The 16477-nt window shown below is 65.5% G+C and carries 15 protein-coding genes; 6 read left to right on the forward strand and 9 right to left on the reverse strand.

What is annotated here, in order from left to right:
• Positions 1–141: 141 nt before the first annotated feature.
• Positions 142–1503: a hypothetical protein gene (locus ABFE16_01580; GenBank protein ID MEN6343959.1), complete on the forward strand. Its 1362-nt coding sequence runs from the start codon at positions 142–144 to the stop codon at positions 1501–1503.
• Positions 1504–1601: 98 nt separating this feature from the next.
• A complete protein-coding gene (locus tag ABFE16_01585) occupies positions 1602–2750 on the forward strand; it encodes an iron-containing alcohol dehydrogenase (GenBank protein MEN6343960.1) in 1149 nt (382 codons plus the stop codon).
• A gap of 83 nt (positions 2751–2833) precedes the next feature.
• Here the strand turns inward: ABFE16_01585 and ABFE16_01590 are convergent, their stop codons facing one another.
• The 9 genes from ABFE16_01590 to ABFE16_01630 all read right to left on the reverse strand — a co-directional run bounded on the left by ABFE16_01590 (position 2834) and on the right by ABFE16_01630 (position 12846).
• Positions 2834–3832, reverse strand: coding sequence for a TIM barrel protein (locus ABFE16_01590; protein MEN6343961.1), 999 nt, complete (start codon positions 3830–3832; stop codon positions 2834–2836).
• 222 nt (positions 3833–4054) lie between these two features.
• Positions 4055–4561: a nitroreductase family protein gene (locus ABFE16_01595; GenBank protein ID MEN6343962.1), complete on the reverse strand. Its 507-nt coding sequence runs from the start codon at positions 4559–4561 to the stop codon at positions 4055–4057.
• 15 nt (positions 4562–4576) lie between these two features.
• The gene (locus ABFE16_01600) at positions 4577–4873 is read right to left on the reverse strand and encodes a hypothetical protein (GenBank protein MEN6343963.1); all 297 of its coding nucleotides are present in this window, start codon (positions 4871–4873) and stop codon (positions 4577–4579) included.
• Between the two features lie 64 nt (positions 4874–4937).
• Entirely contained in the window at positions 4938–5762 is an 825-nt protein-coding gene (gene srlD / locus ABFE16_01605; GenBank protein ID MEN6343964.1) for a sorbitol-6-phosphate dehydrogenase, read from the reverse strand.
• Between the two features lie 99 nt (positions 5763–5861).
• On the reverse strand, positions 5862–7598 hold the full coding sequence (locus tag ABFE16_01610) for an alcohol dehydrogenase catalytic domain-containing protein (protein MEN6343965.1): 1737 nt from the start codon (positions 7596–7598) through the stop codon (positions 5862–5864).
• Between the two features lie 63 nt (positions 7599–7661).
• Complete coding sequence (locus ABFE16_01615; protein ID MEN6343966.1) at positions 7662–8423, reverse strand: class II aldolase/adducin family protein; 762 nt, start codon at positions 8421–8423, stop codon at positions 7662–7664.
• 151 nt (positions 8424–8574) lie between these two features.
• Positions 8575–10062: a hypothetical protein gene (locus ABFE16_01620; protein ID MEN6343967.1), complete on the reverse strand. Its 1488-nt coding sequence runs from the start codon at positions 10060–10062 to the stop codon at positions 8575–8577.
• Positions 10063–10146: 84 nt separating this feature from the next.
• Entirely contained in the window at positions 10147–11934 is a 1788-nt protein-coding gene (locus ABFE16_01625; protein MEN6343968.1) for a GDSL-type esterase/lipase family protein, read from the reverse strand.
• Positions 11935–12075: 141 nt separating this feature from the next.
• Complete coding sequence (locus ABFE16_01630) at positions 12076–12846, reverse strand: 2-phosphosulfolactate phosphatase (GenBank protein MEN6343969.1); 771 nt, start codon at positions 12844–12846, stop codon at positions 12076–12078.
• Positions 12847–13048: 202 nt separating this feature from the next.
• Here ABFE16_01630 and ABFE16_01635 point away from each other — a divergent pair, with 202 nt between their 5' ends.
• From ABFE16_01635 to ABFE16_01650, 4 genes are all read left to right on the forward strand, one after another.
• Positions 13049–14104, forward strand: a complete 1056-nt coding sequence (locus tag ABFE16_01635; GenBank protein ID MEN6343970.1) for a sugar phosphate nucleotidyltransferase — start codon at positions 13049–13051, stop codon at positions 14102–14104.
• Between the two features lie 275 nt (positions 14105–14379).
• The gene (locus ABFE16_01640) at positions 14380–15414 is read left to right on the forward strand and encodes a hypothetical protein (GenBank protein MEN6343971.1); all 1035 of its coding nucleotides are present in this window, start codon (positions 14380–14382) and stop codon (positions 15412–15414) included.
• 83 nt (positions 15415–15497) lie between these two features.
• Positions 15498–15932: a ribonuclease HI family protein gene (locus ABFE16_01645; GenBank protein ID MEN6343972.1), complete on the forward strand. Its 435-nt coding sequence runs from the start codon at positions 15498–15500 to the stop codon at positions 15930–15932.
• A gap of 36 nt (positions 15933–15968) precedes the next feature.
• Positions 15969–16460: a dual specificity protein phosphatase family protein gene (locus ABFE16_01650; GenBank protein MEN6343973.1), complete on the forward strand. Its 492-nt coding sequence runs from the start codon at positions 15969–15971 to the stop codon at positions 16458–16460.
• The last annotated feature ends 17 nt before the right edge of the window (positions 16461–16477 follow it).

The following is a 16477-nucleotide window of genomic DNA, read 5'->3' on the forward strand; positions in this document are numbered from 1 at the left end:
GCGGGCCGATCTGTGCCGCAAGGCGACCATCCCTGGCCTTCGCGTTGCTTGACGGGTTGCGTGGAATGCGGCTATACTCATTTGGCGAGCCACTTCCATATAGCCCTCGAGTCGCCGCAAGCCTTTCGAGGTGGTTTCTTCATGCGCTTTAAACGGCTGCTGCCCTACGCAATCGCCATCGTCGTTGTGGGCTTTGCGTGCTCCGTCGTCACCGTGACCAAGCCCTTCGCCCAGGGAGAGCCCAGTGCCGCGCCTCCCACCGATGCCGCAAGCGGCGCGCCGCCTGAGGCAGCCAGCGGCTCGCCCTCCGGCGAACCCGGCGCAGGGCCCGCTCAGGGCGCTGCCGGTGGTGGCGGTGCAGGTTATTCCTGGAGCGAGGCGACCATGCCGGAAGAGCTCCTCATGACCTATGGGGAGTTCCTGACCCAGGAGGCCCAGGCTCCGGTGCCGCTTCCGGAGTTCTACCTGCTAGAGGACAACGGGACGCCCAAGAAGTACACGCGCAACCAGTGGTACGGCCTCAGCCGGATCTATGCCGACCAGCCGGTCAAGCCCGACGTGAAGCTCGTCGGCACCCCCGGCAACAGCCTGTGGAACCAGGTCTACCTGGAGGCTGCGGTCAAGCACAATGAGGTCAATGCCATGTGGTCGTGCTGGCAGGATGCGACCACCAACTTCTGGTTCGAGGTTGGGTACCCGCGCATCGGCCCGCAACTGCTGCAGTATGACTGGACGCGCAAGGCCATCCGCAACCCGGACGGGACCATCCGCTGGGGACGCTGGGAGGCCACGCTGCCCGACCGCTTCACCATCGTGGTGCCGGTGGTCATGCATGTGAAGGACCGCTGCCAGCAGACCTTCGGTACGCGGTTCTACAACCGCATGAAGCCCTTCGATAACATGGGCGATGGCCGCTCGCCCTTCAAGTTCATGACCTACTCCGGCGGCTACTACCGCCCCAACACCTTCTACCTGGCCGATGAGGCCATCCAGGTGTGGGCGGGTCTCTGGAGTGACCTGCGGGTCCAGCTCCGTCTGTTCGATCCGACGAACACTGAGGTTGTCAGGGCAGCCCAAGGCTCGGGCCTCAGCCCGGCGATCTTCACTCAGATGGTGCATCCGCCAGTCATCAACTACCAGCCCCGCTACCGGCTCCTCCTGCCTCATGAGGACGACCGGTTCAAGGGTGGCCGTTTGGCGCTCGAGGGTCAGGAAGGCTGGTACTTTGAGTTCTCCTTCACCCTCACCCGCGACCAGTTGCGCTCCGTCACCAACGCGGAGGCTCGCCTCGTGTGCATGGTGAACGGCGCTCCGACACCGCCGCAGCGCATGAAGTTCCTGGCCGGTGCAGCAGGCGCAGCCGGTGGCGCTGCGGGTGCTGCCGGCGCCCCTGGTGCCCCTGGCGCCCCGTCCGGTATGCCGGGAGAGCCGGGCGCACCCGGCGGCAGTGCCGAAGCACCCAGTGGTTCGCCTTCCGAACCGGCGCCCGCTGTGGCTCCCTAAGGCCGGACAACAACTCGCTGCACATCCATAGGCAGAACAAAGGGCTCGCCGCGTGCGAGCCCTTTTCGTACCCATCGACCTGTCGGCAGGTGAGACCCATGAAGGACTTCGCGATCCGCAGTCCACAGGAAGTGCGTTTCGGTTGGGGGGCGATTGGTGGCCTCCCGCAGGCTGTGGCCCGTTTGGGTGCGCGTCCGCTGGTGGTGACCGGCGGGGCCTCGATCGAGGCTGGTGGCCGGCTGGCAACCATCCTCACCTCGCTGACCGACGCCGGTCTCACACCCGTCCGTTTCCGGGGCGTTGAGCACGACCCCTCAGTGGAAACAATCGACCGTGGGCGCGGTGTGCTGGCTGCAGAGGGATGCGACTGCGTGGTCGCGATCGGTGGCGGAAGCGTGATGGATGCTGGGAAGGCTATCGCGGGGCTTGCCGGGGAGTCTGCGCCCACGGCCGACTTCGTCGCGGGCAGGGCCATCACCGGTCGCTGCCTGCCGATGGTGGCCTGCACCACGACCTCGGGCACCGGCTCCGAGGTGACCCATGTGGCGGTGCTGACGGACTCTTCGCGTCAGGTCAAGGCCAGCATCCGCACCGAGGGGATGATGCCTGCGGTCGCGATCGTGGACCCGGAGCTAACGGTGTCGATGTCTCCGGAGACGACTGCCTTCACCGGGCTTGATGCCCTCACGCAGGCCCTTGAGTCCTATATCTCCGTCGGCGCGAATCCCTTCAGTGACCCGCTTGCCCTGCAGGCTGCGACCCTTCTCACGGGGTCGGTACGGAAGGCTGTGCGAGAGGGCAGCGACCGTGCCGTCCGCGAGAACATGGCTGCCGGGAGCATGCTTGCGGGTCTGGCCCTGGCGAGTGCCAGACTGGGCCTGGTGCACGGCCTGGCTCATCCCCTGGGGGTGCTGTACCACCTCGCCCACGGGCAGGCCTGTGCGCTGCTGCTTCCGCACGTGCTGGAGTTCAACGCCCCGGTGGCCGAGGCCAAGCTCGCGTGTCTTGCCCGTGCCTGCGGCATCTCCTCCAACCCGGTCGACACTGCAGCCGCCTACATGCTGGTTGTATGGGTGCGCGAGTTGTGCGCCGAACTGGGCTGCCTGCAGCCACTGGCGGACCTGGGTCTTCGGCGAGAGGACTTCGGCGCCATCACGGCGGCCACAATGGCCTCGGGTTCCACCAAGGCCAATCCCCGCCCCGTCACCGAGGCCGATGTGACCCGTATCCTCAATCGTGCCGCCTAACCCCACGTCTAACTCTGTCCCAAAGGAAAGCGGGCGTCCCACTGGGACGCCCGCTTTTGTGTCTGGTCAGGAGACGAGGCCGGTCAGAACCCAAGCTCAAGTCGGCCGTCAGGCAGCCATTGCTTGCAGTACTCGGCGCTCTCCCGCAGTTGGTCGAGCAGGACCTCTGTGGGGGTCAGCGGATCGGGTCGCACATCGACGATCAGCCAGTGTACGTCCGTCGGCTCCAGGACCTCAGATACCCAGCTATCGGCGAAGTGCTCGTGAGCCTGCACGAGAGACTCAATGATCGCGTCGAGGCGCAGGTATCCCTGCTGGTTGTACTCCTCGGTGAAGGGCCAGAACCGGCAGGCCTCGGGTGTTGTCTGCTGCAGGCGGATGACCTCGGCGAAGGGTCCCAGGGCACGGAGCCACTCGCGGTAGTCCAGGTCCTTGCCATGCAGCCCGTGGTGCATTCCCGCCATCTGTCCGAGGTTCAGGGACAGTCGGATCGGGCAGCCAGAGTTCTTGCGGTTAGCCTCGATCAGGAACTCCTCGGCCTGCTTGAGGGTCCAGGGCACGCAGGAGGGAACGCAGCCCTGATCCTGCGAGATCGAGGCCAAGCCCTTGTCGCGCCCGATCTGCGCCAGGTCGCGCAACAGCTCGATGAGCCGCTTGACGGCCTGCTTGCAGCCGTACTCCCCGCTCTCAAGGACCTCGGCGGAGATCGTGTCCCAGTGGCCGGCGATGCGGTTGGTACCGACCTCACGCGCCAGGTCCATACAGGTGACGATCCACTCAATCATCTTCTGTCGAGGGATCGGGTCGGCATGTGAGATCCCGTGAAACAGTCGCGGCGCGAGACCCGCGTAGACATCGGAGACAACGACATTGTACTCTTCGGTTGCTTCGCGTGCCTCCCGGGCCTGTGAGAGTTGAAAGTGGCGATCCCCTGAGAAGAAGGGGTCAAGGACATCCGTATTCAGTTCGTGACAGGAGTAACCAAGCTCGGAAGTCAGGCGGATCCAGTTCTGCGGCTGCTCCCAGCGGCCGACACAGAAGGCGCCGCTGAGGCCAAGGTGCAACTGCAACGTGCGGGGCATTCGACTCTCCCATAAGGTCGCAGACCATCGAGGCAGAGCCTAGGATCGGCAGGAGGCGGACGAGAGCTCCCTCAACCGCCCGGACGTGCGGTCCACGTGACCGCTGACTCGCGGGCAGTACCGGGGCCGGAGCCACCTGCCGTTCAACTGCGGGCTCTGGGGCAGAGCTAACGAACGCCGACCCGGCCGGACCAACTCACTGGTCGGTTGCCGGGGCCGGCGTCAAGAGGTGACGTGCTGCACCATAGCTTCCAAGGGTCTGCGATCGCGTGCCGCCGGGCTCTCTGCCGGATAGCCCAGCGGGGTTAGTACAACAGGCTCCAGCTCCTCGGGCAGGCTCAGGGCGCTCGAGAGCGCCTTTGCATCGAAGGCGCCGATCCAGCAGGTTCCGAGCCCCTCCGCGGTAGCTGCGAGAATGATATGGTCCATCACGATTGCGGCGTCAACATCGGCGAAGCACTTGCCGTCGGAGCGCGTCCAGGCACGATCCGACTGCGAGCAGACGACGATCACTGCGGGAGCGCTCCAGCACCACTCACGTCCGTAGGCGGCCTTGAGCTTCTCCCGCGCTGCACCAGTGATCACGAGGATCTGCACCGGCTGGCGGTTGGCGGCAGTCGGTGCCAGACGACCGGCTTCGAGAACGCGGTTGAGTTTGTCGGCCTCGACCGCGTCAGGCTTGTAGGCGCGAATACTGCGACGCGACTGAATCACATCGTACAGCTCCACCCTACCCACCTCCTGCTAGTTGCCGGGTGTGACCGGCTGGTCGGCCGGACTCTGGGGCACCGTCTCCTGGGGCGGCTCGGGAGCAGGCCCTGCCGGAGCCACGTTCTCAGGCGCGGCGACCTCAGGGGCTGCGTTCTCTTCAGGGATGGCTGCCGGAGCTTCCGCGGACGGTCCCTCCGGTGTGGCTTCGTTGAGGCTCACGCTGGGCGCCGAGGGAATATCGTCGACAGCACTCGGATTGCCGCAGCCGCCCAGCATCCATGTCAGGCTCACGAGTCCGCCCAGGCACACCAACCACAGGCCCGTTCGCATCCGCCCTTACCTCCTGCTTCTCGAGGTATGCACCCGGCTCTTTGGCCCGGGCCTCGAAGCGCATCTAGTGCATGGTCTGTCCGCCGTCAACGTTTAGTGCCTGACCGGTCACGTAGGAGGACTCATCGCTGGCCAGGTACAGAAGCACTGCGCAGACATCCGCGTAGGCGCAGCCGCGCTTCATCGGGACCTTGTCGACGTACATGGACCGGACTTCCTCGACCGTCTTGTTCCAGCGCTTCGCGTATTGCTCGTACAGACTGTCCTGCCACAGCGGCGAATCCAGCAGGTTGCCGGGGCAGATAGAGTTGACGCGGATGCCGTGCTCGGCGAGCTCCAGGGCCAGGCTCTGGGTCAGGCCGATGCCGCCGAACTTGCTGGCAGCGTAGGCGCTGTTTTTGCTGCTGCCGGTCTTGCCCGACTTGCTGTTGATCTGGATGATGGCGCCGGACTTCTGCGCAATCATCATCTTGGCGGCGTGCTTGGCCATGACCATGTAGCCGACCAGATTGACGTCGATGACCTTGCGCCACTTGGCGACCTCGAACTCGGTGATGGGGCCCGAAGTGAGGATCCCGGCGTTGCTCACGAGAAGGTCGAGGCGGCCGAAGCGCTCGCGGAGCTTGTCGAAGGCGCCCAGCACCTGGGCTTCGTCGGTGATGTCGCAGCCGAGGCCGAAGGCCTGCACTCCGTACTTGTCGGTCAGCAGGCGTGCGACTTCCTCGACACCGACGGCGTTGACGTCAGTGAGCATGAGGTTGCAGCCGTGGGAGGCCAGGCAGGCTGCGATGGCCTCGCCCAGGCCCTGCGCGGACCCGGTGACGATGGCGTACTTACCCGACAGACGCGGCGCCGGGTTGGGTTGTGGATAGGTGTCAGGTGTTGCCATGGGTCAGGACCTCTCGGTTCGGTATGACGCTCTGCGTCAGGGTGGTTCGTCAGGCGAAGGTCGGGCCGACGGATCAGCCGGTCGACCCGACCTCGGTCCTCACGGAAGGAAGTGCTCGATGAGCGCCTGCTCGGCTTCCTTGGTCCAGGCACCCTCGGGGCTCAGCTTGGCCGCGACCTCGGGAAGGGAGTCCTTCAGGTCTTCGAGCGGGGTCAGAGGCAGGTCCTTGATCTGCGGGTAGATGACGACCTTGCCCGTGAAGCGGGCTGCCTTGACACCTGCGAGGCCCTCATGCGCCGCGGGCAGGCCACCAACGGCAGCCACGGAGCGGTTCGGAGAGAGCTCGCCCTCCTCGGCCATGTGGAGGACCTTGCGCAGGTCGTCGATGGAGGAGCCGCTGCTGCCGGTGTAGCGGACCTTGCGCAGCGCAACGTCGCTGACATCGAGGTTTGCCATGGTCCCGCGTGCCACGCCGGCGAAGATATTGAGCCATCCGCCGTCGGCAACGTAGTCCGCGCCCTGAGAGACGAGCACCGGAGCCGGAACCAAGACGACGACGTCATCGAAGCCCTCCGGGGCGATTTCCCGGAGCTTGGCGTCAAACTCCTCCGGGGTCATCTCTTTGGGGTTCAGGCAGAGGAGCTGCTTGCCCTTCGCCTTGGCCGCTGCGCCGAAGCGCTCCGGCAAGGTTGCGAGGCGCTCGCCGTCGATGTCGCTGGCGACGACCACGGAGGGGCCATCGGAGGTCTCGACGGCCAACTGCACGTGCATCTGCCCCATCGGACCTGCGCCACCGAGGAACCAGGCTTTGCCGCCGCGCTTGAACTCGGGGCCACGGGTGCTGTAGTAGCCGGCGGAAACGTCGGAGCCGCTGGCGCCCTGGTAGAAGTGGCCGTCGTAGTGGATGCGGCCCACGTCGATGCTGAGCTTGCGGGCCAGCTTGTTGCGCGTGATGAGGTTGAGCACGCCGTGCTTGCCCAGCCGTGCCGCAGCCATCTCGACCAGCTCGGGCGACGGGTCGCCGAGGATGAAGATGTCGTCGGCTCCGGCCTCACCGAGAAGGGCCTCGGGATCGAGCTCGGACAGCGGCTTGGTCTCCTCGACCGTGATGCCCGCCGTGTAGCACAGGCTCTTGAGGTCGCCGGCGACGGAGGCCGGGACATCAGTCAGCAGTACCTTGGCCGGGAAGACGCTGGCGTACTCGAAGGAGCCGATGCTGTAGCCGGTCTTCTCGCAGCCCGGGGCGCCGATTGCCCAGACGACTCCGCCCTGCTTGAGGACCTTGCGCGGCCGCACCCGATAGGCGCAGACGACACAGGCCCAGGGCTCGGCCAGGGCGGCCTCAGCATAGCCCGCCTCATCGGCCATCGGGATCAGATAGCAGCCATCGTCGCCCTCAAGCAGCTCCGGGCCGAGGATGGTGTACTCCTCAAGCGCGCCCGGAAGCATGTACCCGAAGGCGAGGTTCTTGCCCTTGTAGTAGGCCTCGGCCTGGACCACGAAGCGTTCGCCGACGTTGTACTTGCCCTTGTAGTTGTCGCCGACTTTGACGATGGTGATGGCCGCCTCATGACCGATCACGATGGGGTCGTTCGCCAGATCGCGGCTGTACAGTCGCGGGTGCTCGCCGCCAAGGTTGAGGATCTTGATGTCGGAGAAGCACAGTCCCGCCGCATCGACGCGCGCGAGAAGCTGATCGGGACCGACCTCGTAGGTCGGGATCTCGACCGGCTTGCCGCCCTTGCCGAAGGACTCCAGGTCCTTCCCGAAGACCTGCCATGCCAACATCCTCGGAGCAATATCACCGGCGCCGGCTTTGTATTCGTCGAAGGTCATGTCACATTTCCTTTCCTACCAGAGAACGCACCCGGGAGGCCGGTTCGCGGCCCGCGACGCGTTCTATCCTCGCTTTTCCAGGATTGCCATGCGGTACTTCTCGTCCGGCCGGGCGAAGATGGCGTCGACCTGCTCCTGCGAGAAGAAGTTCGGGCCGCCCAGGGCATAGGTGCCGACGAGGATGCGAGCGGTCTTGCAGGCCATGTGGGTCGCGTTCTCGACCTCGGCCGGCGTGCCTCCCAGGGTAATGAGCCCGTGGTTCTGGACCAGGATGGTCTTCGGGCGCATTCCGTAGCGCTCCACGTAGGCCTCGACCTCGGCCTTCACTTTGCGGGCCAGGGGCACACCCGGATCGGTGTAGGGGATCCAGACCGGGGCGACACCGCAGCAGACGATCTCGTCCGGGAAGATGCGACCCTCGAAGGCCTTCTGCCCGTCCCGTGCGCAGGTGATGATGTTGATCGCGGTCGGGTGGGTGTGAGCGACGAAGTTCACGCCCTCCATGCTCAGCATGATGGCATGCAGCAGGGCCTCCACCGAGGGGCGACGACCCTTGGCGTTGACGGAGGCATCGGCGAAGCCCTTCTTGACTGCGGCGTCGGAGATGTCGGTAGCGTCAAGCAGCTCGAGCACCTTGTTGAAGCGCACGCGGACAAAGCCTTCGGCGGTGATGGTGCGCAGCTCAGTCCCGGAGGCCTTCACGCAGAAGGTCTCGTCGTCCATCCGAGCGGAAGTGTTGCCCTCGCCCAGGATTGCGAAGTCATTGGACGGGTCGCCCAGACGGTTGGACATGGCCACCAGATCGGCAAGCACAGCGTCAGACATGGAATCTCGCCAACTCCTTTGTTATGCACACGTAACGGATAGTGGAAGGTTCCCCGGACGCTGCCGCTTTCCCTTGTCCAACCAGCCGCAATCGGCCTGCAGGGATCGGGCAAGCCGGGCAAGCTGCCGAGGGGTCTGCCTGGTCTCGTGACTAGCGTACCGTTACCCGCAACTCCTGGAAGCCGCGCAAGGTGGTGTACTGGGAGTCGGGGACGATCTCAGCCCACAACTGGTGCGGCCCACGTTTGGCCTTCCAGGGGACCGAAACGGTGACGATCCCAAAGCCCTCTCTGCGCAGGGTCTCGGCCGGCTCCTTGCTGCGGGTGTTGAGCCCGTCCGGGTCGACCCACCGAGCTGCGGGCAGCCGCGTGATGAACTGCGGCCCGCCGATCGGTTCGCCACCCTTCGCGGGGTCGCCGTCCCAGAATCGCACGCGGACCTGCCGAGCGTCCATTCCCCCAACGTTATGAACCGTCGCCTGAAGCCTCACGGTTCCCTGGTCCACCGGCTGGTGGTCGGAGAGCGTCAGGTCGCCCTCCGAGAAGAAGCCGACCACCGGGCGGACGAAGTAGCGGAAACAGCACTCGTTGGCACGCTTCAGGACCGCGTCGCTGCAGCGGCCGGTAGTGAAGAACGCCAGGCCGCGCATCTCGGGGCCCTGCATACGCACTCGACGGACCTGTTCCTCGAGCTCCTCCGGGGTCACGTCGCCGAAGTCGCTGGAGATCGACAGGCCAAGGATGGTCTTCTTGATCACCTGCATCGAGCGGGCAACCTGGACGCGCTGAGTCAGGTAGTCCTCGAAGGAGTGTAGGTCATTCCAGGCGCGGAAGTAGTTCTCGTACACCTCACACAGGATGACGTCGGCGCTGTCGCGGAAGAGGTTGCACTCCAGCGGTGTGAGGGAGCCGAACTGCCAGACGGCCACGAACTGGTCGGGGCGATCGAGCCGGGCCTGCTTGAGGATCTTACCGAACTCCAGGGCCAGGGCCGTCTGCTCCGGATGCTGGTCCCACATCCCCAGCTCGTCGATGGCGATGCCGTCCCAGGGCCGGGTGTCAGTGTAGTCTTTGAGGATACGAGGCGCAAGGGCACCCATGTCCAGCCCCGGCGGGATGTGCTCCCAGCGGGTGCCGCCGAAGTAGCTCACTCCGTCGGCCCTCTTGAGCGCTACTACGCCACGGGCATGGAGGGCCTCGATCTCGGCGGCTGAAGCGGTGAGATGATGGGTCATCCACTCCACTTCGGGGCGTGTGGGGCCATACCAGCCGAAGAACACGGGCTGCGCCACCACGGGAAGCAGGAGCCTCGCTACCGGCTGACCTGCCTCGGTCTGGCGCACGATCACGCGGTAGAGGCCGGGGAGACCAGCGCGCCATTCGACGCTCGGCTCGAAGGGTCGGTTGGGGTCAGGGGCGACTCGGGTCTTGCCGACGGGGCGCTCTCGACCCTCCTGCTCCACAGAGAAGATGACATCCCCGGAGATGGGCGCGGAGGCTGCGGCGGTCGGACAGGCGGCCAGGCGGATCACGTCGCCACTGCAGGGCACGCGACTGGAGACCGCGATCTGCAGCGGGATATCGGCCGCGAAGCAGACTGCCATCATCATGGACAGCCCGGCGGCCAGCAGCCCTCTCATGGTGTCCGGCCTCCCGGAATCGGGTGGTCTCCAGCAGACTCGGGCATCGCAGCAAGGGCCGTCGATGCCGGTCTCTGGGGCCTCTTAGCGGAAGAACTCCTGCAACTCCTGGACGAACAGCCAGTGCCCGCGGTCGTCCGGGTGGTTGATACCGTTGGTGAGCAGCGTCATGTAGGGCAGGCCCTCCTGCCACAGGTGTGCCCAGCGTCGCGAGGCATCGGCAAGCCCTACGTTGTTCTCCGCGGCGAACTCCTTGAGGAAACCCACGGCTGCCCGGGTCTCACCGGTTCGCAGGTCGGTCGTGCCCATCATGTCGGGGCGCGTGAAGTGGGGGGTCAGGATGATGACCTCGCCGCCCTGCGCACGGATCTTGCTCACGGCCTCCGTGTAGTTGCGGAAGATCTGGTCGCGGCCCATGCCCATGTCATTGACGAACTCGATGATGACCAGATCGGGCCTTTTGTCGAGCACTTCCTGCTGGAAGAGCGGAAGCTTGCTCTGGGTGTTCCAACCGCCCGTCCCCGAGTTGATCGAATTGATGCGGGTCTGCGGGTAGCGGTCGCGGAGCCAGGTGGTGAAGGCTCGCGTGAACATCTTCTCCGGGACGCTGGAGTCGCCACCGCAAGTCACCGAATCACCCCAGAACACCAGGGTGAAGTCGCCGCCGGCTTCCAGCTTCTCGCGGGTCTTGGCCACAGTGGCGGCCCTTGCCTGGAGTTCGGCCTGACCGGGCTCCGGGAAGGGGATACCGACGGGGTATAGCTCCGCCGCGGTGAGCTCCGTGCAGTGGTAGGGGAGGTAGAGGTTGCACAGCGCCCGGGCTCCGGCATCCACAGCGGGCGGCTCGGGAATGGACTTGTGCTCAGCGCCAGTGCGGAGGACGACCTTGCCGTCGGAGCGCACCTCGAGCGTGTCGACGCGCAGGAGGCTGTAGTCATAGTCGGCGTAGACGGTGGTCGTGGCGGTGACTGGGCTCTCCGGCATCCGGCCGACCTTGCCCCAGAGCTTGTCGGCGCGCCAGTCCGTGCCCTCGGCGAGTCGACGGCCTTCCGGTCCGGCAGCGGCCTTGATCACCAGCGAGTCGGGTACCAGACAGCCGGCCAGGGTCGTACCCCGGGAGACGCAGCCACGCAGCGACGTGCCCTTACCCCAGCCCTTCGGCGCATCCTCGCTGAGGGTGAGCGCTTCATCGCGCACCGAGACTGTTCGGGCCGGTGCGAGCTCAAGGACGGTCTCCGCAGCCACCGTCACTGCTACACCATCCACATCGATGGTACCCGGCGCCACACGGACTTTCATCCCGCCGGCCGGTGTCACGTCCAGGCCCTCGCGCACGTAGGGGTTGATGCGAATCCCGTCCTGCACGGTCAACTCCCCCATTTCCCGTTCAAGGGTTACGTTGTCCCAGTAGATCACGCAGCCGCCGAGTCCCGCGCGCTGGCCGGACTGGAAAAGCTGCAGCCGCAAGCGAGGCAGGTTGAGGTTGCGGTACTCGACCTTGAGCTGCACCCACTTGCCGGTCTCGGTGCTGATGGACTGGGCGACCTGCTGCCAGTCCGTCTGCGAGAAGGCCAGGGCAGCCTTGTTCAGAGCCTGGCCTTCCGGCACGTAGACCCAGGCGCCGGCGCGGTACGTGGCCCCCGGAGTGGCAGGGAACTCCGCATACCACACCGACAGCCCGTACTTGTCCTCGACGGTCTCTTTGACCGCCCACTTGCCGTCCTGGGCCAACTCCTGAGAGCGTTCGGCCTTGCCCCAGGTGGTCTGCCAGCTTACGGGGCCTGGCGTTTCAAAGGAATCCGTGAACATGACCTCGGCCTGCGCGACGACGGCAACCAGCAGCAGCGTCACTGCGACGTAGAGGGTTTTCATATTCCCTTATCCCCTGGTAGATTCGGCCCTCAGCCTACCACTTCTCAGGGTGCAAGGGAAGGCGTTAGCGGTCTGGCGCTCACCCACTTTGGCCGCTGGAAGGCCCAACGGCACCTCACCAGGAAGTGGGTAGCAGCCCGGTTAGCCATGCCGCAGAAGCAGCGCTCCCTGGCCCCCTGAGCGCAAGGGAAGGACGCCGTCAATGCGCACCACCAGGTCGAAGACATCCAACCGCGAAGCGAACTCCACGTCCGTGCCAAGGCCGAGACGAGCGAGGCGCAAGCCGTTCTGCGACTGCGTGAAGCGCTCCGTCACCCACTCCTGGGTGCCGTCGCCGAAGGCCAGTCGACAGACCTCGGCGCGGTCATTGCCGACGCTGACCGTAGCGCCCTGGTTCTCGCAGGCCGCCAGGATCGCTCCGGCCGCCACATGGTCTTCGATGGTCAGCAACGCCTCGTCGTCGGCGGAGCCCGCCGTGACGATCACGAGCTCCTGCTTGCCGACGTTCTCACAGATCGCCAGGACCGTCCGAGCGACTGCGGTAGCGTTGACTGTGCTTGCCAGGAAGGCGGGCAACCCGGCGACACCCACGCAGCAGCGGGAGCAGTTCGAGGAACTGAAGAGGAGCTTGCTGATATCGCGGTCGGGGGCCTGTTGCAAGGGGCTGTTGCCGAGGTCGAAACCGGGCACCATCGGTCCGCCACGCTCGCCCACGAGGAGCACACCAGTCTGTCCTTCGCGCTCGGCGAAGGCTTCCTCGACCTCACGCACTACCAGCAGGCGCTGCGTACCATAGTGGAACAGAGAGGTGACCATAGCGCTGGCACGCAGGGCGTCGACTACCAGGGTGACCGTCCCGCGCTGCCTCGCCAACTCACATCCGGCGAGTCCGTTCTCGACGAAGACTTCCACGTCCAGCCCTCCCAGGCGTGTTGCTCTTGGTGCGGTCGGCAGGATGTTGTAAGATGGTCGCTGGTCGTCCCGCCAGACCAAGGCATTGTACCACGAAAGACAACCGCGAAGGTGGCTGCAGGGGCTTCCAGACATGCTCGGAAGGTCCCTGGCGGTTGCCTGTGATTCTGCCCGGAGGGCATCCGCCCGAGGTGATTGATCTGTGAAAGGCGTAATCCTCGCTGCCGGCAAGGGGACGCGCATGCTGCCCCTCACCGAGCGACGCCCCAAGCCGCTCGTACCCGTGCTTGACCGCCCCATGCTGGAGCACATCGTCACCGGCGCCCGGGATGCCGGCGTGGACCATTTCGCCCTTATCGTCGGGCACCTGGGTGACATGATTCGCGAGTACTTCGGGGACGGCGGCCGCCTTGGTGTGAGGATCACCTACCTCGTGCAGGAGGAGATGAAGGGGACGGGTGCCGCCGCGCTACTTGCCGAGGAATTCATCGGCGGCGAGCCCTTCTTCATGTCCTGGGGCGATATCATCGTTCCACCACGGAACTACAAGAAGGTCATCAGCGCCTTTGAGCCGGGCAAGACCGACGCGGTGCTATCACTGAACTGGGTGGAGGACCCCTACGAGGGTGCTGCAGTCTACGTGCAGGACGGCTTCGTGGAGAGGATTGAGGAGAAGCCGCCGAAGGGCACTGCCGCGACGCACTTCAACAACGCCGGGCTCTTCGTCTACACGGCGGATATCCTGGATCGCGTGAAGACGCTCAAGCCCTCGAAGCGCGGCGAGATTGAGCTTCCGGAGGCCGTGCAGCAGATGGTCCAGGAGGGCAAGCGTATCCGTGCGGTGGAGCTGGAAGGCTACTGGTCGGATGTAGCCCGGCCGAGCGCGGTGATAGCCCTCAACGAGATGATCATGCAGGACCGCTATGGAGACGCACGAGGCGTGTACTTCGCACCCAGCGCCAAGATCTCCGATGACAGCATCTTCCGTCCGCCGGTCTATGTGGGTGAGGGGTGCGAGGTCACAGACGCCAAGCTGGGCCCCAATGTGGTGCTGATGGACGGCTGCCGAGTGGAGCCCGGGGCAGAGATCAAGGATATTGCGGTGTTCACCGGAGGGCAGGTGGCGAAGGGCGCCAAGGCTCACGATTGCGTGGTCGAGGAGGGCGCCACGGTGCCGGAGGGTGCGAAGATCGCCGGCGAACGGGCCTTCCCCAAGATCGTGTGCGCAGACGGGACGATTCAGGAAGTGCCCCGTTAGCTCGGGCCGTCGCACACAGGGCCCAGACTAGGCAGCGAGCTCCTCCTCCGCAGCCAAGGCCGCTTGCCTCCGGCCAGAGGGTCTCAGGCGCTCTGCAGCTACCTCGGCACGGGCTGCGGCGGCACAGGCGGATAGTCCGAGGAGGCCACATACCAGGAAAACGAGAGTCGCTGCAAGGATCATCCTGACCAGCTCCCGTGGGCGTTATGTTCTCTGTATCGGCACGCTCACGGCGTCGCTTGAGCACCTAATCTGGTCCCGCGCGGGGGATCGGCATGTCGCAGGAACCGCTTGAGCTCCGGCCGATGACGATCGCGGACATCATCGACGCGACCATTCGTCTGTACCGGCACAACTTCGGGCCGCTGCTGGGGATCGCAGCGATCGTGCAGGTGCCGCTGATGGTGCTGCAGGTGGCCGCTTCCTTCTTCATCTTCCGCCGGGCAATGACGGCACCGGGCGAGGAGATCCCCTGGGACCAATTGGCCGTCGGTGGTGCGGGGTTCCTGGTCGCCTTCTTCATCGCGCTGTTACTCCTGCCGTTGGGAGAGGCAGCGCTGGCGCTGGCCATCTCGGACCGCTACCTAGGCTACCCCATCACCGTCTCGGGAGCCTACCAGGCCGCCCTCAAGCACTGGGGAGCAGTCCTGTGGACCTCGCTGGTCGTGGGCCTTTGGGTGTACCTCTGCTTCGCTATCGGACTGGTGCTGCTCATCCTCCCCGGCCTGGTCGTGCTCGTGTGGCTGTATATCCGCTACATGTTCGCCCCCTCCATTGTGGTTGTGCTCGAAGGTCGCCGGGGCCTTGATGCCATGCGGCGCAGTTGGGACCTCACCTCGGGGTACTTCTGGCCGGTCCTGGGGACCATGACCATCCTGGTGCTCATGATCAGCGTCGGCAGTCAGGGCATCACCTGGCCGCTGCAGATGGTGCTCATGGTGGTCACCGGCCATCCCGAGAAGTTCGCGATGGCCCAGGTCATCACCCAGGCGGTGGCGGCTACTCTGGCAGTTATCCTGCGTCCGGTGATGATGCTGGGGCAGGTGCTTCTGTACTACGATCTGCGCATCCGCAAGGAGGGCTTCGACCTGATGAGGATGGCTGAGGCCCTCGGCAGGCCGTCGCCCGTAGTGCCTGCGCCGACCGTGGAGCAGCCCCTGTGGCCGACCCAGGGCCTGCCGCAAACGGAGCAGCCCGCAGCCAAGACGCCGAGCACCACCACACTGCAGGAGCCGGTGAACCCGCTGATGCCGCCGGTGCCGCCACCACCGCCGCTGTTCACGCCGCCACAGGACGAAGGCAAGAAGTAGGCGGACCGCGTCGCAAGATCAGCAAACCACGGCGACCGCTGCCCGCAAGAGCGCTCGTCTCCACCACAGAACGGAGTTGTCGCATGTCCAACGTCCGCCCCGGCGTCATCTACACCGACGGAGCCTGTCTCAAGAACCCCGGGCCTGCCGGAGCAGGCTTTGTCATCTACGATCAGAAGGGCACCCCGCTTACCGAGGGGTCGATCCCCCTCGGGCAGGGAACGAATAACATCGCCGAGTACAGTGCCGTGATCGCGGCCCTGGAAGCGGCTCACTCGCTGAGCCTCACACACCTGGTCATCCGCTCCGACAGCGAGTTGCTGGTCAAGCAGATGAACGGACAGTACCGGGTCAAGGACGCTCAGCTACGCCGCCTGCACCTACAGGTGCGGGAGCTGATGCCGCGGTTTGGGAAGGTGGTCTTCGAGCACATCCGCCGGATGCACAACGAGCGGGCCGATGAGCTGGCCGGCGAGGCCGCCAAGGTGTCCGCCAAGACGAAAGCCGGCGTCTCCTAGGGCAAACCCCGGTCCATCACTGCAGGGAGCCGGATCATGTCTCGTCTGCCAAGCCTTCCGGAATCCGCCGACTGGGTCCTTGACGGGCAACTGGCCGCCATGCCCCTGCCCTCCCGGGAGGAGCTGCAGGAGCTTCAGCGAGCGGGCTTCGGCCTGGTGGTGAACCTGACGGAGAAGCCCGGGCCGACCGCGATGGCCGCCGCTGCGGGCCTCAAGGGCGCTCACATCCCCTTCGAGGACCTCTCCGCACCGACCCTGGAGCAGATGCAGGACTTCGTGGCTACGGTGACGCGCTACCTGGACCTGGGTCGGCCGGTGATGGTTCACTGCATGGGCGGTCGTGGGCGAACGGGGACGATGATCGCCGCCTACTTGGTCCACCGGGGCATGAAGCCCTGGGCCGCCATTGACGAGGTGCGGCGGCGACGCCGAGGCGCCATCGAGACCCAGGAGCAAGAGTCTGCGGTGGTCGCCTACGCCCGGCATCTGCGGCGGGAGTCCGAGCGGAGCTGGCCGACGACCCCGTGAGAAGCGCAAGCGGAGAC

Source organism: Armatimonadia bacterium (assembly GCA_039679385.1).
In the GTDB taxonomy this organism is placed as follows: domain Bacteria; phylum Armatimonadota; class Zipacnadia; order Zipacnadales; family JABUFB01; genus JAJFTQ01.